General features: G+C 56.1%; 19 protein-coding genes. 12 read left to right on the top strand and 7 right to left on the bottom strand.

The genetic code is table 11. The features are described 5' to 3' along the window. Positions 1–9 precede the first annotated feature (9 nt). The 6 genes from bamA (at position 10) to lpxB (ending at position 6,275) form a co-directional block, all read left to right on the top strand. The gene (bamA, locus tag AKU79_RS04910; protein ID WP_050522746.1) at positions 10–2,337 is read left to right on the top strand and encodes an outer membrane protein assembly factor BamA; all 2,328 of its coding nucleotides are present in this window, start codon (positions 10–12) and stop codon (positions 2,335–2,337) included. Further along, positions 2,337–2,996: an OmpH family outer membrane protein gene (locus AKU79_RS04905; RefSeq protein ID WP_050522449.1), complete on the top strand. Its 660-nt coding sequence runs from the start codon at positions 2,337–2,339 to the stop codon at positions 2,994–2,996. Before bamA ends, AKU79_RS04905 begins: the two co-directional genes overlap by 1 nt. 78 nt (positions 2,997–3,074) lie before the next feature. Beyond that, complete coding sequence (gene fabZ / locus AKU79_RS04900; protein WP_050522448.1) at positions 3,075–3,545, top strand: 3-hydroxyacyl-ACP dehydratase FabZ; 471 nt, start codon at positions 3,075–3,077, stop codon at positions 3,543–3,545. Further along, a complete protein-coding gene (gene lpxA / locus AKU79_RS04895) occupies positions 3,542–4,327 on the top strand; it encodes an acyl-ACP--UDP-N-acetylglucosamine O-acyltransferase (RefSeq protein ID WP_050522447.1) in 786 nt (261 codons plus the stop codon). The genes fabZ and lpxA overlap by 4 nt, the downstream gene beginning before the upstream one ends. After that, positions 4,324–5,139: an LpxI family protein gene (locus tag AKU79_RS04890; protein ID WP_050522446.1), complete on the top strand. Its 816-nt coding sequence runs from the start codon at positions 4,324–4,326 to the stop codon at positions 5,137–5,139. The genes lpxA and AKU79_RS04890 overlap by 4 nt, the downstream gene beginning before the upstream one ends. After that, on the top strand, positions 5,136–6,275 hold the full coding sequence (lpxB, locus tag AKU79_RS04885; RefSeq protein WP_050522445.1) for a lipid-A-disaccharide synthase: 1,140 nt from the start codon (positions 5,136–5,138) through the stop codon (positions 6,273–6,275). Before AKU79_RS04890 ends, lpxB begins: the two co-directional genes overlap by 4 nt. A 38-nt stretch (positions 6,276–6,313) precedes the next feature. Here lpxB and AKU79_RS04880 read toward each other — a convergent pair whose 3' ends face one another. Further along, entirely contained in the window at positions 6,314–6,799 is a 486-nt protein-coding gene (locus tag AKU79_RS04880; RefSeq protein ID WP_050522444.1) for a DUF2059 domain-containing protein, read from the bottom strand. A 282-nt stretch (positions 6,800–7,081) separates the two neighbouring features. Continuing rightward, the gene (gene mnmA / locus AKU79_RS04875) at positions 7,082–8,221 is read right to left on the bottom strand and encodes a tRNA 2-thiouridine(34) synthase MnmA (RefSeq protein WP_050522443.1); all 1,140 of its coding nucleotides are present in this window, start codon (positions 8,219–8,221) and stop codon (positions 7,082–7,084) included. 120 nt (positions 8,222–8,341) lie between these two features. On the opposite strand from mnmA, the gene sciP reads away from it, so the two are divergent. From sciP to AKU79_RS19850, 5 genes are all read left to right on the top strand, one after another. Then, positions 8,342–8,620 (top strand): CtrA inhibitor SciP, encoded by a 279-nt coding sequence (sciP, locus tag AKU79_RS04870; protein ID WP_050522442.1) that lies wholly within the window; start codon positions 8,342–8,344, stop codon positions 8,618–8,620. A 95-nt stretch (positions 8,621–8,715) separates the two neighbouring features. Continuing rightward, a complete protein-coding gene (ctrA, locus tag AKU79_RS04865; RefSeq protein ID WP_050522441.1) occupies positions 8,716–9,429 on the top strand; it encodes a response regulator transcription factor CtrA in 714 nt (237 codons plus the stop codon). A gap of 96 nt (positions 9,430–9,525) precedes the next feature. After that, positions 9,526–11,616: an NAD-dependent DNA ligase LigA gene (ligA, locus tag AKU79_RS04860; RefSeq protein WP_408002833.1), complete on the top strand. Its 2,091-nt coding sequence runs from the start codon at positions 9,526–9,528 to the stop codon at positions 11,614–11,616. Then, positions 11,613–13,700 (top strand): ATP-dependent DNA helicase RecG, encoded by a 2,088-nt coding sequence (gene recG / locus AKU79_RS04855; protein ID WP_050522439.1) that lies wholly within the window; start codon positions 11,613–11,615, stop codon positions 13,698–13,700. Before ligA ends, recG begins: the two co-directional genes overlap by 4 nt. Before the next feature lie 87 nt (positions 13,701–13,787). After that, complete coding sequence (locus tag AKU79_RS19850; RefSeq protein ID WP_269430755.1) at positions 13,788–13,910, top strand: hypothetical protein; 123 nt, start codon at positions 13,788–13,790, stop codon at positions 13,908–13,910. Positions 13,911–14,025: 115 nt separating this feature from the next. Here AKU79_RS19850 and AKU79_RS04850 read toward each other — a convergent pair whose 3' ends face one another. Next, positions 14,026–14,478, bottom strand: a complete 453-nt coding sequence (locus AKU79_RS04850) for an iron-sulfur cluster assembly scaffold protein (protein ID WP_050522438.1) — start codon at positions 14,476–14,478, stop codon at positions 14,026–14,028. Between the two features lie 66 nt (positions 14,479–14,544). Between AKU79_RS04850 and hisI the strand changes: the two genes are divergently transcribed. Then, positions 14,545–14,907, top strand: a complete 363-nt coding sequence (hisI, locus tag AKU79_RS04845) for a phosphoribosyl-AMP cyclohydrolase (protein WP_050522437.1) — start codon at positions 14,545–14,547, stop codon at positions 14,905–14,907. A 21-nt stretch (positions 14,908–14,928) separates the two neighbouring features. Here the strand turns inward: hisI and gluQRS are convergent, their stop codons facing one another. The 4 genes from gluQRS to gyrA form a co-directional block, all read right to left on the bottom strand. Beyond that, a complete protein-coding gene (gene gluQRS, locus AKU79_RS04840; protein WP_050522436.1) occupies positions 14,929–15,774 on the bottom strand; it encodes a tRNA glutamyl-Q(34) synthetase GluQRS in 846 nt (281 codons plus the stop codon). Next, entirely contained in the window at positions 15,762–17,108 is a 1,347-nt protein-coding gene (trmFO, locus tag AKU79_RS04835) for a methylenetetrahydrofolate--tRNA-(uracil(54)-C(5))-methyltransferase (FADH(2)-oxidizing) TrmFO (RefSeq protein ID WP_050522435.1), read from the bottom strand. Before trmFO ends, gluQRS begins: the two co-directional genes overlap by 13 nt. Positions 17,109–17,184: 76 nt before the next feature. After that, the gene (locus AKU79_RS04830) at positions 17,185–17,511 is read right to left on the bottom strand and encodes a hypothetical protein (RefSeq protein WP_050522434.1); all 327 of its coding nucleotides are present in this window, start codon (positions 17,509–17,511) and stop codon (positions 17,185–17,187) included. Next, a complete protein-coding gene (gyrA, locus tag AKU79_RS04825; protein ID WP_050522745.1) occupies positions 17,508–20,225 on the bottom strand; it encodes a DNA gyrase subunit A in 2,718 nt (905 codons plus the stop codon). Before gyrA ends, AKU79_RS04830 begins: the two co-directional genes overlap by 4 nt. Positions 20,226–20,334: the final 109 nt, after the last annotated feature.

Genomic DNA, 20,334 nt, shown 5'->3' with positions numbered 1-20,334 from the left:
CGGGTTTCGATGTCCCGCAACATCTTGGGCAAGGTTAAACGCCACTCCGCCATCGTGTCGGTTTCTTTAATCGTCTCAATGGCTTGCTTTGGAAATGCCTGGCAGGCCGAGGCGCAAACCTACCAGTTTTCAAAGGTTCAGGTTGTCGGCAATACCAATGTCGATACTGCGACTGTTTTGTCCTATGCCGGAATCAGCCCAGGTCAATCCGTGTCGCCTGGCGAGTTGAATGACGCCTATCAGCGCATTTCCGGCGTCGGCCTGTTTGAAACCGTCGAGGTAGTTCCAAACGGAAATACGCTTGTTATCAAGGTTTCCGAATTTCCGATCATCGGTATCATCAATTTCGAAGGCAATAAAAAGCTGAAGGATGACGTTCTGGCCAAGATCGTCAAATCCCAGTCCCGCCGTGTTTTCTCGCCCGCGCAAGCCGAGGCCGATGCCGCCGAGATTGTCAAAGCCTATCAGGAAGGTGGCCGTATCGCCGCCACTGTCGATCCTAAGATCATCCGCCGTTCGGCCAACCGCGTCGATCTGGTGTTTGACATCCGCGAAGGCGATGTCGTCGAGGTCGAGCGTCTAACCTTCAACGGCAACCGTGCGTTTTCCGATCGGCGCTTGCGTCAGGTTCTGGCCACCAAACAGGCCGGCATTTTCCGCCGCATCATCCAGTCCGATACGTTCATCGGTGACCGTATCGAGTATGACAAACAGCTGCTAAGGGATTTCTACATGGCCCGTGGCTATGCAGATTTTCAGGTGCTTGACGCTGTAGGCGAAGTAACCCGCGAACGTGACGGCTTCTTCGTTACCTTTACCCTGCAGGAAGGCCAAAGCTTTAAAGTCGGCAAAGTGACGACCGTTTCTGAAATCGACGGCGTTGATGCCGAAGAATTCCAGAAAGAAGTAAAGCTGCGTCCGGGCATCACCTATTCGCCGACTGTGATCGACAACAACACCCAGCGGCTTGAAAACCTTGCGTTGAAAAAGTCGCTCAACTTTGTGTCGGTGCAGCCGCGCATTACCCGTAATGAGCGTGAGCAAACGCTTGATGTTGAATTTGTTATCTCGCGCGCGCCCCGCATTTTCGTGGAACGCATTGATATCGAAGGCAATACCACCACGCTGGATGAGGTCATCCGCCGCCAGTTCCGCAACGCTGAAGGTGACCCCTTCAACCCGGGCGAGGTGCGCCGCGCAGCAGAGCGCATTCGGGCACTTGGTTTCTTCAAAGAAGCCAAGGTTGATACCGAACAAGGCAGCGCAAGCGATCAGGTTATCGTCAACGTTGATGTTCAGGAACAGCCAACCGGCTCGCTGTCTTTTGGTGCCAGCTACGGGGCTGATTCCGGTATTGGTCTGACTGTCGGCTTCTCAGAGGCTAACTTCCTTGGCCGTGGTCAGTCTGTCGGCCTCAGCATCTCTACTGCGTCCTCATCCAAAAGTGCCAGCGCCAGCTTTGTTGAACCTGCCTTCCTTGGCCGTGACCTGTCGTTCTCAATCAGCGGTGACTATGCCGAAACCACATCGGACAACGCCAATTACGACACGCGCACCGCTTCGATTGGCTTTGGTATCGGCTTCCCGATCGGTGATTACAGCCGCCTGAGCCTGAACTACAAGCTTGCGAACAACGCCGTTAACAACGTGGATTCGGGGTCGTCGAAAATTCTGCAGGCCGAGGATGCCATGGGCGGGCAATTCGCGTCCTCTCTGGGTTATTCCTTCAGCTATGACACGCGGACAGGTGGGCTTGACCCGAACGGCGGTATCTTGCTGCGCTTTGGTCAGGATCTCGCCGGTTTTGGCGGCGATCAGCGTTCGATCACAACCAGCGCCTTGGCCGTGGCCGAGCGTCGGGTGATGAATGACGATTTGACCCTGCGCGCAGTGTTCGAAGGCGGCATGCTTAACATGATCAAAGGCGACTCCCGGGTGACCGAGCGTTTCTTTGGAAATGGCAAAATCCGTGGCTTTGAAGCAAATGGCCTTGGCCCGCGTGATTTGAACGCGACCAACCAGGACGCTTTGGGCGGCAATATGTATGCCGTTACGCGGTTCGAATCCGAATTTCCGATCGGCTTGCCCGAAGAATACAACATCAAGGGCGGCGCGTTTTTTGATGTGGGTTCGGTCTGGAGCCTGGATAACGTGAACGGTGGTTTGGCTGGGGCGGATATTGTTGATGACGGCATGAAATTGCGTGCTTCCGTCGGTGTTTCGCTGTTCTGGACAACGCCTATCGGGCCGCTGCGGTTTAACTTCTCCAAAGCGCTCAAGAAAGAAACCTACGATAAGACCCGTAGCTTCGACTTGACGATCTCGTCCGAATTCTAATGCGGAAGCGGTTGGCAGCAGCGTCGTTGATGGCGTTTGCGGCAATAGGCGGCCCCCAACTTGTGCTTGCACAGGGGGCCGCTTTGCCTGCGGCCGATGCTGCCCCGCAGGTACAGATAATCCAGTCTCCGGTTCTGACGATCAATCAACAACGGTTTTTTGAGGATTCCGCTTTCGGCAAGGCCTCGCTTGCCAGGCTCGAAGCCGATGCACGCAATCTGCAAGTTGAAATCCGCAAGGTCGAGGCCGATCTTGAAATCGAAGAGCGGCTGCTGACCGAACGCCGCGCCGGGCTTTCGCCGGCCGAATTTCAGCCTATGGCCCGTGAGTTCGACGATAAAGTCGAGAAAATTCGTGCCGCGTGGGAACAAAAAGACCGCGACCTAAAGCGAGAGCGCGAGCAAGACCAAAAAACATTCTTCGACTCGGCGGTGCCAATTCTGGCCGCCATGATGCAAGAGGCCGGCGCCGTATTGCTGGTGGACCAATCAACCGTGATCCTCAGTCTGGATCGGGTCGATATTACCAATGTTGCGATAGAGCGCGTGAACAGCGCTTTGGCCAGCCCTGCGGCCCCAACGACGGCGCCCGACACGCCCGCACCTGAAACACCCGCCCCCGAAGCATCTGCGCCCGAAACTGCGGCGCCAAAGCCTTAGGTTTTCACTGGCTTGTTTCTGGCCGCCCGACTTGCTAATCATTTGATAAGAAAGTCCCGGCCCTGAAGGAACAAAGTGATGACCGATGCCGCAACGCCTTTGCCAACCACTGCTGATATTGACCTGATCCAACGGATCCTGCCGCATCGCTATCCTTTTCTTTTGGTTGATAAAGTGCGTGACATCGTGCCAAACCAATCGGCTGTCGGCATCAAATGCGTCACCATGAATGAGCCGCAGTTTCAGGGCCATTTCCCTGGCAAGCCGGTGTTTCCCGGTGTGCAAATCATCGAAGCCTTGGCGCAAACCTCGGGCATTCTGGTCGGCGTGTCGATGGATCTGGCCGATAAAAACCTGCTGGTCTATTTCATGGGCATCGACGCGGTAAAATTCCGCCGCATGGTTGTACCTGGCGATGTGATGGAACTGCATGTCACCGTCAAACGCGGCGGCGGCAAGGTCTGGAAATTTGAAGGACGCGCCACTGTGGATGGCGAGCTCTGCGCTCAGGCTGAATTCACCGCCATGATGGACCTGCCCAAAGCATGACCGCACAAATCCACCCCTCCGCCATCGTTGAACCTGGTGCCACGATTGGCCCGGGCTGTAAAATCGGCCCGTTCTGCATGGTCGGCGCCGAAGTCACCCTCGGGGCGGGGGTCGAGCTGAAATCCCATGCCGTCGTCACCGGCTGGACCGAAATCGGCGACGAGACAGTGGTTTTCCCTTTCGCCTGTGTTGGCGAAGTGCCGCAAGACCTCAAATTCAAAGGCGAACGCACGCGGTTGATCGTGGGCAAACGCTGCCGCATCCGCGAAGGCGCGACGCTGAACACCGGCACCGAAGGCGGCGGCGGTATTACCCGCGTCGGCGATGATTGCCTGCTGATGACTGGCAGCCATGTCGGCCATGACGCTACCCTCGGCAATCGCGTCATTCTTGCCAACCAAGCCGCGATTGCCGGCCATTGCCACCTTGGCGATGACGTTATCATCGGCGGGCTTTCCGGTGTGCATCAATGGGTCCGCATTGGCCACGGTGCCATTATCGGCGCGGTCACCATGGTCACGAATGACGTGCTGCCGCATGGTCTCGTCCAAGGCCCGCGCGGCGAGCTGGACGGTCTTAACCTCGTCGGTCTGAAACGCCGCGGCGTCGAGCGCTCGGAAATCACCGCCTTGCGTGCTGGCTATCAAATGCTGGCCCAAGGCGAAGGCACTTTCCTCGATCGCGCCCGCAAACTGGCCGAGGAAACCGACAGCAAGCATGTGCGCGAGATGACAGATTTCATCCTTTCCGCCACCGACCGCTCTTTCCTGACCCCGAAATGACCCGGCTTGCCATCATCGCAGGGGCAGGGGCGCTGCCTGCCACACTCATGGCTGCAATGCCCGAAAAACCACTTGTCGCGGCGCTGGACGGCTTTACCCCAACCGGCGTCACACCCGACATCACCTTTCGCGTTGAACGCTTGGTCCCTTTCCTTAATCACCTGTTAGATCAGGGCGTTACCCAAGTTTGTTTTGCAGGCGCCGTGCAACGCCCCAACCTTGACCCATCGCTGTTTGATCCGCTGACCGCGCAAATGGTGCCGCGTTTGCTGGCCGCGATGCAGGCGGGTGACGATGCTACCTTGCGCGAAGTGCTTAAAATTTTCCAGGAATTTGATCTGGAAATTCTCAGTGCCACCGATCTCGCCCCCAACCTCACCCCCGCAGCGGGCATCCTTACAGGCCATCTCACCGCGCCCGACGAATCAGACGCAACCCGCGCCGCTGCCATCGTTTCCGCCTTGGGCCGCGTTGATGTCGGGCAGGGCGCGGTGGTGCAGGCGGGGCTCTGCCTAGCCGTCGAAACCATCACCGGCACCGATGCAATGCTGGCCCAAACGGCGCTAATTCCCCAAAATCTGCGCCCAAATTCCACCAAAGGCCTGTTCTACAAGGCGCCAAAACCTACCCAAGACCTGCGCATCGACTTGCCGACCATTGGCTTGCAAACCATTGAAATGGTTGCCAAAGCGGGTCTCGGCGGCATTGCTTTCCAATCCGGCGGCGTCATCTTGCTTGATCAGGCAGCCATGATCGCGCGCGCCAGTGACCTTGGGCTGTTCCTCTGGTCGCGCCCTGTGGCTGATCCATGAAATTCACCCTCATCGCGGGCGAGCCTTCGGGCGACAAGCTGGGTGCAGCACTGATGGCCGCGCTTAAAACCCTGCTGCCAAACCCCGAGTTCAGCGGTATCGGTGGCCCGCTGATGCAGGCCGAAGGGCTGACCTCGCTTTTCCCGATGCAAGAGCTTTCGGTCATGGGCATCGCCGAGATTTTGCCGAAATACCGCCAGCTCAAAGCGCGAATCGCCCAAACCGCTGCCGCCACTCTGGCCACCAATCCCGATGCGCTGATCACCATCGACAGCCCCGATTTCTGCCTGCGCGTCGCGAAAATCGTCAAAACCACCCAACCTGATCTGAAAACCATCCATTATGTCGCGCCTTCGGTTTGGGCATGGCGCCCCGGCCGCGCTGCCAAAATGGCGCGCTACATCGACCATGTTCTGGCGCTTTTGCCGTTCGAGCCGCCTTTGATGCAGGCTGCCGGCATGACCTGCGATTTCGTCGGCCACCCCGTTGTGGCCGAGCCGTTGGCACAAAAAACCCAGCAATCCAGCCCGCTTATCCTTGCCTTGCCGGGGTCGCGGCGCGGCGAGGTCACGCGTCTGGCTCCGGTGATCGGCGCCACATTGCACGCGATCAAGGCTGCCCACCCCACCGCCCGCGTTGCGCTTCCCACGCTGCACGGGTTGACCGATTTGGTGCGTGATCTGACCTACAACTGGCCAATCCAACCGGAAATTATCGAGGATTTGACTCAAAAGCGCAGCGCTTTTGCCAATGCAACCGTTGCCATCGCAGCCTCGGGCACCGTCTCGCTGGAACTGGCCGCCAATGCTTGCCCGATGGTTATCGCCTATCGCATGCACCCGATCACCATGTGGCTGATGAAACGCGCAGCACTGGTCGATACGGTTACATTGGTCAATCTGGTGTCAGAAACCCGCCATGTGCCGGAATTTCTGGGCCCTGATTGTCAGCCTGCAAAAATCGCGCCGGCGCTTTTGGCGCTGATGCAACCTGGCCCCGCGCGCGACGCGCAACTTGCCGCGATGGCGGTCACAATGCAGCGCTTGGGCAAAGGTGGCGAGGCGCCGGGCCTACGCGCCGCCCGCTCTGTTCTCGCCGCCCTCGGGCAGGGGCAAAGCGCCCCGGATCACAGCTGATCACAGCTGATCCAAGACGCCATTCCCCACGAAATAACTTATTGACCTGCGACAATCGCCTGAAGTTTCGGCATAACCACCGGCATCAGGTCTTGCATCAACCCCATGATTTGCGGTTGCTGCGCTGCCATAATATCCGGCATTTTCATCATCACGGCCCGACCGTTTTCAGACGCATAAAAATCGCGCAACGCCTCGATCTGCGGCAACGTCAGATTGTCGGCCATAACCACATCCTGACGGGTCAAAATCTCTTTCAGCGGGCCGGTAAAGCTGTCTTGATAAACCGCGTCAATCTTTTGCAATTGTTCTGCGCTCAAGGGCTTGCCGGTAGAGGCCTCGATTTGCGGCACCATGGGCCGCCACATTTGTTCAATCAGGCGGGGCATATCCATATCGGCCACCGCTGCCGCCACATAGTCTTGCGCGGCCGCCAAACGGGCCGCATGGTCATCCTGGGCCAGCACAGGCAACGGGGCCAAAAAGCAAAGCGCAATGGCAACGGGTTTCAGACAAAGACGCATCGAACACTCCCTAAAACTGCAGTCTGGCTGCATAGCCCGCACTAAGCCCGTTTGCACCCCGCCTTCAACCCCATCCGCAGCTATTGGTCACCAAAGCGCCGCAATTTCATCTTGGCCCAAATACCTGCGCCGCAGGCATCCGCCAGTACCACAAAGCCTGTTCTGAAAGGTCATGACCAACCAGCCGCGACGTGCGGCAAGGGGTTAATTTTTGGTAAAGATTATCAAGGTAATCCTGTAATTACATATACTTACAAAAACGTCCGCGCGCGGTCATTGCCCTTAATATCCGCGCCAGATCCAGCCCCCACCCAAAACGCGGCTGCCTTCGGGCGCATAGAAAACACAGGCCTGCCCGGGCGAAACCCCTTCCTCGGGGCTCAATAATTCTACTTCGGCTTCGGTCGCAGAAATCGGGCGCAAAATCGCCTCACGCGGCGGGCGGGTAGACCTAACCTTGGCCATGATGGGCCATTCTTTTCGGCTGTCCAGCGGGGCATCGCCCAGCCAGTTTATCTCGCGCAGCGGCACGATCCGGGTCGAGAGCGCCTCTTTCGGCCCCACCACAATCCGCTTTGAATCGGCATCTAGTTTCACCACATAAAGCGGATCTTCCAGCCCGCCAATCCCAAGCCCGCGCCGCTGCCCGATCGTATAGTGAATGACCCCGCGATGTGTCCCCAAAATGTTGCCGTCCATGTCGACAATATCACCCGGATCCGCAGCACCGGGCCGCAGCTTTTCAATCACCGCCGCATAGTTTCCGTTCGGAACAAAACAAATATCCTGACTGTCGGGTTTATCCGCAACGGTCAGCCCGAATTTCCCGGCCAATGCCCGTGTTTCCGATTTGCTTTGCAAATGCCCCAGCGGGAACCTCAGATAGGCCAGCTGCTCGGCCGTGGTCGAAAACAGAAAATAGCTCTGGTCGCGCGCATGATCGGCAGCCATGTGGAGTTCCGGCCCCAAGGCGCCATCCTTGCGCTGAATATAATGCCCGGTGGCCATGCAATCGGCATCAAGATCGCGGGCCGTGTTTAGCAGATCTTTGAACTTCACGCGTTCATTGCACCGAATACAGGGCACCGGCGTCGCGCCAGCCAGATAAGCATCGGCAAATTCATCAATCACCGCTTCTCGAAAGGTATTTTCATAATCCAGCACATAATGCGGAAACCCCATTGTTTCAGCCACACGCCGCGCATCATGAATATCACGCCCGGCACAACAGGCGCCCTTCTTCGCCAGAGCCGCCCCATGATCATAGAGCTGCAAGGTCACCCCCACCACGTCATACCCTTCTGACGCCAGCTGCGCCGCCACGGCCGAGCTATCAACCCCACCCGACATAGCGACAACGACGCGCGTTTCAGAGGGAGGCTTGGCAAAGCCAAGAGAGTTCATGGGGTGATCGAGAGACATTTTGCCGCCTTTATAGTGATGTTTCACAATATAGGAAAATGCAACACACTCTCAACCCCACGTTTCACGCTTGATTAAGCCTGTTCCTTCAAACTAGCCACAATCAAGAAGGGTAGTGTGATGTATCTAAAGAAAGTTGATGGTCTTCGGCAAGTAATGCTGCCAGATGGTTCGATTCTTAGCCGCGCAGATTTACCACCGGTTGATACGCGCCGGTGGGTCGCGAGCAGAAAAGCCATTGTGGTCAAGGCCGTGACCCATGGTCTGATAAGCGAATCAGAGGCCTTGAGCCGCTATTCTTTATCCGAGGAAGAGTTTTCCTCTTGGCGTTCCGCCGTCGATTCACATGGTGAAAATGCCCTTAAAGTTACAACAATTCAAAAGTATAGACAACTTTAGGTTGTATTTTTCAACTCAGATGTCACAGTAACACCCAATTAACCATTAGACTGCAAGGTGGTTAGCGAACGGCAGAGAAATGCGGAGTTAACCTTATGAGAATCCTTTTGGTGGAAGACGACCCTACGACGTCGCGCAGCATTGAGCTAATGTTGACGCATGCAAACCTGAACGTATTTTGTACGGACTTGGGGGAAGAAGGGGTCGATCTTGCAAAGTTGTACGATTATGATCTGATACTGCTTGATATTAACCTACCGGATATGAGTGGGCATGATGTACTGCGTCAGCTGCGCTTGGCGCGGATTGATACGCCAATCCTTATACTCTCGGGTGCGGATGATACGGAAAGCAAGCTGAAAGGCTTTGGCTTCGGCGCTGACGATTATATGACCAAGCCATTTCATCGAGAAGAGCTGGTCGCTCGTATCCATGCAATTATACGGCGCTCAAAAGGCCATTCGCAATCCATGATCAAGACGGGCAATGTTTGTGTAAACCTTGATGCCAAAACTGTCGATGTCGAAGGTAAGACAGTGCATCTGACTGGCAAAGAATATCAGATGCTGGAATTGCTCAGCCTGCGCAAAGGCACCACTTTGACCAAGGAAATGTTCTTAAATCATCTTTATGGTGGCATGGACGAACCTGAACTGAAGATCATTGATGTTTTCATCTGTAAGTTGCGGAAAAAACTTGCCGAAGCTACGGGCGGTGTGAACTACATCGAAACGGTCTGGGGCCGGGGATATGTGCTTCGCGATCCCGCGACGGGCGCAGGGGAAAACCGCATTGCCATCGGGGCATAGCCCTGGCATCTGGACGTGGCGTTAACCTACCCCTAAACCTGTACTAAAATGGTGTGGGGGAATGCCGTGGCTAAAAATGTAGAGAAAAATATTTCTATGCTGTCTGACGCCGAGGCAGAGGCGGAATTGGCACGGCTTGCAGCGCTACTTTTGGCTGCGAACACAGCTTATCATACTAAGGATGCCCCAGAGATTACGGATGCGGAGTATGATGCAGCCAAACGTCGCAACTTTGCGCTTGAGGCCCGCTTCCCCCACTTGAAACGGGCTGATAGCCCGAGCGAAGTGGTTGGAGCGGGGGTAGCCGAAGGCTTTACAAAAATCGCACATGAGGTGCGAATGTTAAGCCTTGAGAATGCGTTTGAAGATAAGGACGTTGAAGAATTTGAAGACCGCGTTAGAAAATATTTGGGGCATTCTGGGCCGCTTGCGTTCACGGCAGAACCAAAGATTGACGGCTTATCGCTGTCTTTGCGCTATGAAAATGGACGGTTGATCCATGCAGCAACGAGGGGAGACGGTGAAACCGGCGAAAACGTAACCGAAAATGCGCAGACAATTGGCGATATTCCGCAGGTGCTGACTGATGCGCCTGTTGTGCTGGAAGTCCGTGGCGAGGTGTACATGAGCCATGTGGATTTCAAAGCCTTGAATGCGCGTCAAAAAGAACTCGGCGGCAAGATTTTTGCAAATCCACGCAATGCAGCTGCAGGCTCTCTGCGTCAGCTTGATGCGTCTATTACGTCTTCTCGTCCGTTGCGTTTTTTTGCCTATGCCTGGGGTGCGGTCTCGGAGCCTTTGGCGGAAACGCAAATTTCGGCCATCAACAGGTTAAAAAAACTTGGTTTTGCAGTAAATCCTTTGACTATATTGTGTAACGGTGCAGCCGAGATGCTGACGCATTACAATACGATCGAGGCCAAGCGCTCTAGCCTTGGGTATGACATTGACGGTGTGGTCTATAAGGTTAATGACCTGTCATTGCAGCGCCGTCTGGGATTTCGTTCGACAACGCCCCGTTGGGCTATCGCGCATAAATTTCCGGCCGAACTGGCTTGGACACGGCTTTTGGCGATTGATATTCAGGTAGGCCGCACAGGGGCGCTTTCACCAGTGGCGCGGTTGGAACCTGTGACGGTCGGGGGCGTGGTTGTGTCAAATGCCACGTTGCACAACGAAGATTACATTGCGGGTCGTGATAGCAAAGGCAACGCGATCAGGGATGGGAAAGATATTCGTGTAGGGGATTGGGTGCAGGTTTATCGCGCGGGCGATGTAATTCCCAAAATTGCAGATGTCGATCTGTCGCGTCGCAGTGACGGTTTGCAACGCTATGAATTTCCTGTGATTTGTCCAGAGTGCGGCTCTCCTACGCTGCGCGAAGAAGGTGATGCCGTGCGGCGTTGCTCGGGTGGCCTGATCTGCCCTGCACAGGCTGTTGAGCGATTGCGCCACTTTGTTGGCCGTGGGACATTTGATATCGAAGGTCTGGGCGCCAAGCAGATCGAGGCCTTTTACCGTGATGGTTGGGTTCAAACCCCGGCAGAGATATTTTCATTGCGTGCACGTTTTGGGACTGGCCTTCAGCAATTGAAAAACCGTGAGGGCTGGGGCGAGAAGTCAGCGGAAAACTTGTTTGATGCTATCGATGAAAAGCGAAAAATCTCCCTAAACAGACTCATTTTTGCGTTGGGAATTCGGCATGTGGGCGAAAGCTCGGCCAGTCTTTTAGCCAATCATTACGCGACCTGGCCACAATTTGAAACTGCGATGACGCATGCAACCATCGGGGCGGGCGCTGCGTGGGATGAATTGTTGGCGATTGACGGGGTTGGCGCCGTACTTGCTGCCTCGGTTATTGCAACATTTCAGAATGAAAGGGAGCGGGCTGCCATTGATGCGCTAATCGCCGAGCTTGAGGTTCAACCTGTTGTGACGCGCGCGCCGGTGAATAGCCCAGTAGCTGGAAAAACCGTTGTTTTCACGGGAACATTTGAAAAGATGACACGGGCCGAGGCTAAGGCGACGGCTGAAAGCCTTGGGGCCAAAGTGGCGGGATCGGTATCAGCAAAGACCGACTTGCTGGTTGCGGGACCGGGTGCCGGCTCCAAGGCCAAGGCTGCTGCAGCATTGGGGGTGGAAACGATCGACGAAGATGGCTGGCTTGCTCTTATAGGCTCGACATGAGCAGACCAGAGATCCTCTTCCCGCTTTTTGCGGGTTTGGAAACGCTTGATGGCATAGGCCCCAAATCAGCCAAGGCCTTTGCCGCGTTGGGCGTTGAAAAGCCGAAGGATTTGCTACTCCTTTTGCCGCATTCCGGGATTGACCGGGCACGCTGCGCCTCTGTTCGTGATGTCGTCCCACCGACCACAGCGACGGTTGAGGTTGAGGTAGAGGCACATTTTGCACCGCGCACAAAGGGGCGGCCCTACCGCGTAATGGTGCGCGACAGTGCATTGGAATTTCAGCTTATTTTTTTCCATGCCCGCGGTGACTATCTGCAAAAATTGCTGCCAGTCGGGGAAAAACGGTTAGTATCTGGCCGCATTGAGGTATTTGACGGCGTCGCGCAGATGGTGCATCCGGACCATATATTGCGTCTGGAAGATGCAGGCGAATTGCCGCAGTTTGAACCTGTGTACCCCCTGACGGCGGGCGTGACGCAAAAGCTGGTTGCCAAAGCGGTGGCTTCGGCCCTTGCACGGATGCCTGAGCTGGATGAGTGGATCGATCCTGGTCAAAAGGCCAGGGAGGGATGGCCAGATTGGTCCGCGGCAATACACGCCGCCCATGCCCCTAGCCGGAACGCCGATTTTGCTGCCACTGCGCCCGCACGGCAACGTCTTGCCTATGATGAGTTTTTTGCGCATCAGGTGACGCTTTCTTTGGCGCGGGCGTCGATGCGAAAAACCAAAGGACGGTCAAGCCATGCAACAGGGCAGTTGCAACAGGCAGTTCTGGCCGCACTTCCCTATATGCCAACAGGGGCACAAAGCCGCGCCGTGACCGAGATTGCGCGGGATATGGCAGCCCCTTTGCGGATGAACCGCTTGCTACAAGGCGATGTGGGCTCGGGCAAAACGCTGGTGGCTTTTTTGGCGCTTTTGGTCGCAGTCGAAGCGGGCGGGCAGGGCGTGATGATGGCCCCGACCGAAATTTTGGCGCGGCAACATCTTGCAGGTTTGGCCGAGCTTGCCGCGCTTGCAGGGGTCCGGCTAGAGTTGTTGACCGGCCGTGATAAAGGCAGCGAACGTGCGCGCAAATTGGAGGATTTGGCACAGGGGCGCATTCATATCCTTGTTGGCACCCATGCCGTTTTTCAAAAAGACGTGTTGTTTCAAGATCTTCGCCTTGCTGTCGTCGATGAGCAGCACCGATTTGGAGTTGCGCAACGCATGGAACTTGGTGCCAAAGGGCAATCGGTTGACGTCTTGGTTATGACGGCGACCCCGATTCCGCGCAGTCTCGCGTTGGCCAGCTATGGCGATATGGACGTGTCGGTGCTGGACGAAAAACCGCCGGGCAGAAAACCGGTGCAAACCGCTTTGGTGCCGACCGGGCGGATTGATGAGGTCGTCGAAAAGCTCCGCAAAGCAGTGGCTGAGGGGCGGCAGGCCTATTGGGTTTGCCCTTTGGTTGAAGACAGTGAAGTGCTGGATTACGCATCGGCCGAGGCGCGGTTCCAGCATCTGCGTGCCGCATTGGGCGAAGGCGTTGTTGCGATGGTGCATGGCCAAATGCCTGTCGTCGAAAAAGACGCTGCTATGGCGGGTTTTGTTGCGGGGCAAACCAAGGTTTTGGTGGCCACGACGGTGATTGAAGTGGGGGTCAATGTTCCAAATGCTTCGATCATGGTGATCGAGCGCGCGGAAACCTTCGGCCTTGCCCAGCTACATCAATTGCGGGGGCGGGTGGGGCGCGGTGCGGCGCAATCGACTTGCTTGCTGATGTATCAGGCCCCATTGGGCGAAACGGGCGAGCGGCGGCTAAAGGTGCTGCGCGATACCGAAGACGGGTTTCGGATTGCCGAAGAAGATCTGGCGATGCGCGGCGCCGGTGATTTGATCGGGACGGCGCAATCAGGACTGCCGCGGTTTAAAGTGGCCGACATGGAGCGGCAAACGGCGTTGATGGCCGTAGCACAATCAGACGCGCGCAAGCTATTGAATGATGACCCAGGCCTGACAAGCCGCCGCGGCCAGGCTGTAAGAATGTTGCTTTGGTTGCTGGATCAAGATCGCGCGATTCGGCTTATTTCGATCGGGTAACACTTTTTGTTCACGTATGTTCCTATAAAGTTCTTTACAGGGCGTTAATATTGTGAGAACAATATAGGAACAAGCAAGGAGGTTCCCATGATTGCCGAAATGAAAGCCGTCGTTACCCGCTCTTCTTCAACCCTTATCGAAGACACTTTGGGTGTATTGTCACTTTTTGCCGTGCTGGTTATCGGGCTCTCTTTGCCCTCTTTTATCTGAGACTACTGCCCGCGATCTGTTGCCGAGGGCGCACGCATTTTTGCGACGCGGTGATCCGCCGGGGTTGTCCCACCCCGAATGCGCCCTTCAGATACGCACACTTGCCGCCACCTGCCTAAAGGGTAGCGTGGCGGCTTTTTTCTACAGATTCAGCAGCTTCGGTTGCGGCCTCAATCGCCAACAAGATAGAGGCGTGGCGGTTGCGGAAATCGCGTGCGGGTTCGAGCACAGCAAACCCGTCAAACGGGGCAGGCGGCACCGGCCCACCCGCCAGCATCGCGCGCAAACCTTCGCGCCCGGCTTGCAGGTCTGCCAGCGATGCCCCCATAATTACCCGCCCAACAATCGCTGCCGCCGCCTGACCCAATGCGCAGGCCTTAACGTCTTGGGCATATTCGCTGACACGACCGTCTTGCATCACCAAATCCACCGTCACCACCGACCCGCATAACGGCGAGCGTTTGCGCACAGTGGCTTGCGGCGCGGGCAGATGCCCCAAATGCGGAATATCCGCGGCCAATGCCAGTATCCGCCCTGAATAGAGCTTCATCATTTCGGCGTCACTCATGGCTTTTCACTCCGTCCTATACCGCATAGATAGTCGGCTATGCCTGTGATGCAAAGGAAAAGCCCCATGCCGTTTGATCCTGCAAGCCTGAAATATGATGCCAAGGGGCTGATCCCTGCGATTGCGCAAGATTTTGCGACAGGCGAAGTGCTGATGATGGCGTGGATGAACGCCGAAAGCATCGCACGGACATTGGAAAGCGGGCAGGTGACCTATTGGTCCCGTTCGCGTCAGTCATTTTGGGCCAAGGGTGAAACCTCGGGGCATGTGCAAAAACTGGTGGAATTCCGGGTTGATTGTGATCGTGATTGCCTGCTTTTGAAGGTCGATCAAACGGGCCCCGCGTGCCACACCAATCGGCGGTCATGTTTCTATACTTTGGTGCAAAACGGGGAAGAGGTGATAACCGCCACCCCCATGAGCGATTGATTTTTCAACGAAAAGCCGCGGCTACAATCCAACCATTGCCCGAATATCTGCCGGGCTGTTACCATCAGCGCGGTATTTGGCCAAAGCCCTTGCATCATCACGCTTGGCCAAGCGCTTGCCCTGATCATCGCGGATCAAGGCGTGGTGATGGTAGACTGGCGTTGGCAGTTCCAAAAGCCGCTGCAGCAGCACATGGATGGCCGTAGCTTCAAACAAGTCTTCGCCGCGCACAACATGGGTTATGCCTTGCGCCGCGTCATCAAGAACCACTGAAAGATGATAGGATGTTCCCATATCGCGCCGCGCGATAACGATGTCACCGATACCCTCCAAATAACTTTCACGCGTCAACGCGATGCGCCCAGCATGGCGCGACCCAGTTTCCAGAAAGTTAAGATCGGTTAGGTTTTCCAGAGCAGCCGCCATGTTCAGGCGCAAAACCTCGCCTGTTCGCTGCCCAATTGGCGCGGTGCGGCAACTACCCGGATAAATCAAACCATCTGGCCCGAATTGCGGGGCTGCCCCTTCCTGTGGGGCGCTCAGTGCTGTTTCAATATCGCGCCGGGTGCAGGTGCATCGATACAATAAACCGCGCGACCAGAGCCTATCCAAGGCCTTTGAATAGTCGGCCAAACGGTCTGATTGCCGCATCACTGGCAGGGGCCAGGTCAGCCCCAACCAGCCCAAATCATCATAGATTTGCGATTCCCATTCGGGGCGGCAGCGCCCGCGATCAATATCCTCAATCCGCAGCAAGAACATGCCATCTGCAGCCCGTGCCATATCATGCGCAAAAATGGCCGAATAGGCATGGCCCAAATGCAATGGCCCGGTCGGTGATGGTGCGAACCGCGTTATGAAAGCCACGCTGTAAACGCTTCTTTTGCGCGGTCGGTATAGGCCTTATAGCGGTCTTTGCGCCCCTTACGGCCACCCTTGGCGTCAATCGGTGGGAACAGGCCAAAGTTTACGTTCATAGGCTGAAATGTTTTCGCTTCGGCCCCTCCCGTAATATGGGTTATCAAAGCACCCATCGCGGTATTTGGCGGCGGCGGCGGTAAATCACGTCCCAAAATCTCGGCTGCCGCCATACGCCCGGCAAGCAACCCCATCGCTGCCGATTCCACATAACCCTCAACCCCAGTAATCTGCCCTGCAAAGCGGATATTGGGCCGCGATTTCAAACGCATCTGGTCGTCCAGCAAAGTAGGAGAGTTGATGAACGTGTTGCGATGAATGCCCCCCAACCGTGCAAAGCTCGCATCCTGCAAGCCCGGAATCATTTTGAAAACAGCGGTTTGCGCGCCATACTTCATCTTGGTTTGGAACCCGACAATGTTGTAAAGCGTGCCCAGCTTGTTGTCTCGGCGCAGTTGTACCACGGCATAGGGTTTCATCGGGTTATGCGGATTGGTCAGCCCCACCGGCTTCATCGGACCAAAGCGCAGCGTCTCGCGGCCGCGTTCCGCCATTACCTCAATCGGCAAGCACCCGTCGAAATACCCTGCCGTCTCGCCTTCATGAAACTCGGTTTTTTCGGCGGCCATCAGCGCATCCACAAACGCCTCATATTCCGCCTTGGTCATCGGGCAGTTCATATAGGCCGTCTGTTCTTCCTCAGTCTCGCCCTTATCATAGCGCGACTGCATCCACGCCACTGACATATCCACGCTCTCAGCATAAACAATTGGCGCAATGGCATCAAAAAACGCCAGCGCTTCTGCTCCTGTAGCGGCGCGAATACTCTCGGCCAGCGCGCCCGAGGTCAGCGGCCCGGTCGCCACAATCCAATGCCCTTCGGTCGGCAGTTCGGTAATCTCATCATAGGAAACAGAAATCAAAGGATGCGCCAGAATCTTTGCCGATACAGCTTCGGCAAAAACATCGCGGTCCACCGCAAGCGCACCCCCCGCGGGCAAGCGGTTGGCCCGTGCCGTTTCCATGATAATTCCGTTTGCGGCACCCATTTCCCAGTGCAACAGGCCAACAGCATTCTGCTCGCTATCATCTGAACGAAAAGAGTTCGAACAGACCATCTCTGCCAGATTTCCCGTACGATGTGCAAAGGTCGCAACTTTTGGCCGCATTTCATGGATGACCACGCGAACGCCCATATTCGCAGCTTGCCAAGCGGCCTCTGACCCAGCCATACCGCCGCCAATGATGTGAAGTGTTTGCGTATCCAAGTGCTTAAATCCCATTCTCTTTGGACCAAATATCCTGCGGGGGTCCGGGGGGGCAAAACCCCCGGCACTGACCGCAATACCAATCGCTGATTTAACGCAGAGACGCCGCGTTGAAAAGCGCTGCCCGCTCGGACGCGACAAATCCCACAGGGTCCTGTCCATCAAACCGACCCAACTGCGTCGCAAGCTCAAAAAAGCCGGCTGCCGGCAAATCATTTAGCTTGGCACGGCACAAAACGGCACGCATCGGTCGCCCTGTCGCGGTATCCTCGATCATCATCGCTTCCAAAGCAGCCGTTAGCCGTGCGATGCTGCCGGGGTTTGGCAGGGCCAGTGCCCGTGCCAAATCTCCATAGGCCATCACCTCACCGCGGGTGGCCAAGCCCGCTAGGGCTTCGGCCAGGCCAGGCAAGCTCACTCTGCCTCGCCGCCGGTGTCGCCGCCGATTTCTGCATCGGCAATAACAGCGTCTTCGGCCTCGTCCTCGGTCTGGTCCGCAACCCGCGCCACAGAAACCACAACCTCGCCTTTTCCAGTGTTGAACACTTTTACCCCACCGGCTGAACGCGAGCGGAAGGAAATCCCCTCAACGGGTACTCGAATGGATTGGCCTGTTGAGGTTGCCAACATAACTTGGTCCGTCCGGTCCACAGGAAAGCAAGCAACCAACGCGCCGTTGCGTCCTGCCATGGCTTTTACGCCTTGGCCGCCACGGCCGCGTACAGGGTAGTCATGGCTTGACGAAAGCTTGCCTGACCCGCCTTGGGTAATCGTCAGGATCAAATCCTCAAACGCCTGCATTTCGGCAAATCGCTCAGCCGACAAATCACCCGCAACTACGGGTTCTTCGTCTTCGGTATCCGGCTCATCCATCACGCCTTCTTGCTGACGGCGCATTTTCAGATAGGCCGCACGTTCATCCGGCGTTGCCTCAAAATGGCGGATCACTGACATTGAAACGACGGTATCGTCCCCCTGCAACCTGATCCCACGCACCCCGGTTGATCCACGGCTTTTGAAGACCCGCACCTCGGTCGTCGGGAAACGGATCGCCCGCCCACCCGAGGTGACAAGCATGATGTCATCATTCTCATCACAAATACGGGCGTTTACGAGGAACACACCTTCCGGCAACTTCATCGCAATTTTGCCGTTGCGCATCACATTGGTGAAATCGGACAAAGCGTTTTGCCGCACATCACCATCAGATGTCGCAAAGAAAATCTGCAGATTGTCCCATTCATCATCCGGCACATCGACCGGCAGAATAGCGGCAATCGACACACCCGCGACGATTGGCAAAATATTAACCATCGCCTTGCCGCGTGCATTGCGACCCGCAAGCGGCAAACGCCAGCATTTCAGCTTATAGACCATGCCATCGGTGGTGAAAAACAGTAGCTGTGTATGGGTGTTGGCCACAAACAGCGTCGTCACGACATCGTCCTCTTTGGTCGACATCGACGACAGGCCTTTACCGCCCCGCTTTTGCGCGCGGAATTCAACCAGAGGCGTCCGCTTGATGTAGCCTCCGCTCGTAATGGTCACGACCATATCCTCACGTTCGATCAGGTCTTCGTCTTCCATATCGCCCGACCAGTCCGAAATCTCGGTCCGGCGGGGCACGGCAAACAACTCTTTCACCTCAGTCAATTCGGCGGCGATAATGCTCATGATCCGTTCACGGCTGCCCAGAATTTCAAGGTAGTCCTTGATTTTGCCGGCCAGCTCTTGCAACTCATCTGTGATCTCATTCACGCCAAAGGCAGTCAGACGCTGCAAGCGCAGGTCCAAAATCGCGCGGGCCTGAATTTCAGACAGGTTATAGGTGCCGTCGTCGTTCACCTTATGGCTGGGGTCGTCGATCAGCCGGATAAACGGAATAATCTCGCCAGCAGGCCAGCGCCGCGTCATCAGGCGTTCGCGCGCCTCACTTGCGTCGGCCGACGACCGGATGGTCTGCACCACCTCATCCACGTTTGAAACGGCGACAGCCAGGCCGCACAAGATATGGCTGCGCTCGCGCGCTTTGCGCAATTCATAAGCTGTGCGCCGCGCGACAACTTCTTCGCGGAATGTCAGGAAATACGTCAGAAAATCGCGCAATGTCAGCTGTTCAGGCCGACCAGAGTTCAGCGCCAACATGTTGCAACCAAAGTGGATCTGCATCGGCGAAAAGCGGAACAACTGGTTCAATACCACGTCCGCTGTCGCATCGCGCTTCAGCTCAATCACCACGCGCACGCCAATCCGGTCCGATTCGTCCTGCACGTGCGCGATGCCTTCAACCCGCTTTTCGCGGACCAGTTCGGCGATCTTTTCGATCATCGAGGCCTTGTTCACCTGATAGGGGATCTCGTCGATGATAATCGCCCAGCGGTCTTTGCGAATTTCCTCAACCCGCGTTTTGGCACGAATAACAATCGATCCACGCCCTTCAAGATAGGCTTTGCGTGCGCCTGAACGGCCCAAGATCACGCCGCCTGTCGGGAAATCCGGCGCAGGGATAATTTCCATCAGCGCTTCGGTTGACATGTCAGGATTGGCAATCAGCGCCAACGTGCCGTCGATCACCTCACCAAGGTTATGCGGTGGAATGTTGGTCGCCATCCCTACGGCGATACCACCTGCGCCATTGACCAGCATGTTCGGGAAACGCGCCGGCAAAACCGTCGGCTCACGGTCTTTGCCGTCATAGTTGTCTTGGAAGTCAACGGTATCTTTATCGATATCGGCCAACAAATAGTTCGCCGTCTTGGCCATCCGCACTTCGGTATAACGAAACGCCGCCGCCTTATCGCCGTCCATCGAGCCAAAGTTGCCCTGACCATCCAGCAGTACCAAAGACATGCTGAAATCTTGTGCCATCCGCACCAGCGCGTCATAGATCGCGCTGTCACCATGCGGGTGGTACTTACCCATTGTATCAGCCACAGGGCGCGAAGATTTGCGGTAAGGCTTGTCTATCGTATTGCCCACCTCATTCATTGCGTAAAGAATGCGGCGGTGAACCGGCTTCAAGCCGTCACGCAAATCCGGAATAGCACGGCTGACGATCACGCTCATCGCGTAATCCAGATAGGCCGTTTTCATTTCATCAATGATGGAAACCTGTGGTCCGTCATGGGCCATCCGATCAACCGCTTGGGTATCAAGTGTTTCATCAGTGTTTTCAGTGTCTTCCGGACGGTCTACCACGTTTCCCGCTCTTTCTTTCTTGGCCCCGTACAGCAGGGCTATA

It is taken from the genome of Pseudorhodobacter wandonensis (assembly GCF_001202035.1).
In the GTDB taxonomy this organism is placed as follows: Bacteria; Pseudomonadota; Alphaproteobacteria; order Rhodobacterales; family Rhodobacteraceae; genus Pseudorhodobacter; species Pseudorhodobacter wandonensis.
Note: the sequence above shows the minus strand (reverse complement) of the source record. Positions and strands in the feature narration are given on the sequence as shown.

Coding starts and splice junctions, on each gene's coding strand:
- fabZ (WP_050522448.1), top strand. CDS start 3,075: ATGACCGATGCCGCAACGCCTTTGCCAACCACTGCTGATATTGACCTG.
- lpxA (WP_050522447.1), top strand. CDS start 3,542: ATGACCGCACAAATCCACCCCTCCGCCATCGTTGAACCTGGTGCCACG.
- hisI (WP_050522437.1), top strand. CDS start 14,545: ATGCCGTTTGATCCTGCAAGCCTGAAATATGATGCCAAGGGGCTGATC.
- AKU79_RS19850 (WP_269430755.1), top strand. CDS start 13,788: ATGATTGCCGAAATGAAAGCCGTCGTTACCCGCTCTTCTTCAACCCTT.
- AKU79_RS04850 (WP_050522438.1), bottom strand. CDS start 14,478: ATGAGTGACGCCGAAATGATGAAGCTCTATTCAGGGCGGATACTGGCA.
- lpxB (WP_050522445.1), top strand. CDS start 5,136: ATGAAATTCACCCTCATCGCGGGCGAGCCTTCGGGCGACAAGCTGGGT.
- AKU79_RS04890 (WP_050522446.1), top strand. CDS start 4,324: ATGACCCGGCTTGCCATCATCGCAGGGGCAGGGGCGCTGCCTGCCACA.
- AKU79_RS04880 (WP_050522444.1), bottom strand. CDS start 6,799: ATGCGTCTTTGTCTGAAACCCGTTGCCATTGCGCTTTGCTTTTTGGCC.
- gyrA (WP_050522745.1), bottom strand. CDS start 20,225: ATGGCCCATGACGGACCACAGGTTTCCATCATTGATGAAATGAAAACG.
- sciP (WP_050522442.1), top strand. CDS start 8,342: ATGTATCTAAAGAAAGTTGATGGTCTTCGGCAAGTAATGCTGCCAGAT.
- ligA (WP_408002833.1), top strand. CDS start 9,526: ATGCTGTCTGACGCCGAGGCAGAGGCGGAATTGGCACGGCTTGCAGCG.
- ctrA (WP_050522441.1), top strand. CDS start 8,716: ATGAGAATCCTTTTGGTGGAAGACGACCCTACGACGTCGCGCAGCATT.
- bamA (WP_050522746.1), top strand. CDS start 10: ATGTCCCGCAACATCTTGGGCAAGGTTAAACGCCACTCCGCCATCGTG.
- trmFO (WP_050522435.1), bottom strand. CDS start 17,108: ATGGGATTTAAGCACTTGGATACGCAAACACTTCACATCATTGGCGGC.
- AKU79_RS04905 (WP_050522449.1), top strand. CDS start 2,337: ATGCGGAAGCGGTTGGCAGCAGCGTCGTTGATGGCGTTTGCGGCAATA.
- mnmA (WP_050522443.1), bottom strand. CDS start 8,221: ATGTCTCTCGATCACCCCATGAACTCTCTTGGCTTTGCCAAGCCTCCC.
- recG (WP_050522439.1), top strand. CDS start 11,613: ATGAGCAGACCAGAGATCCTCTTCCCGCTTTTTGCGGGTTTGGAAACG.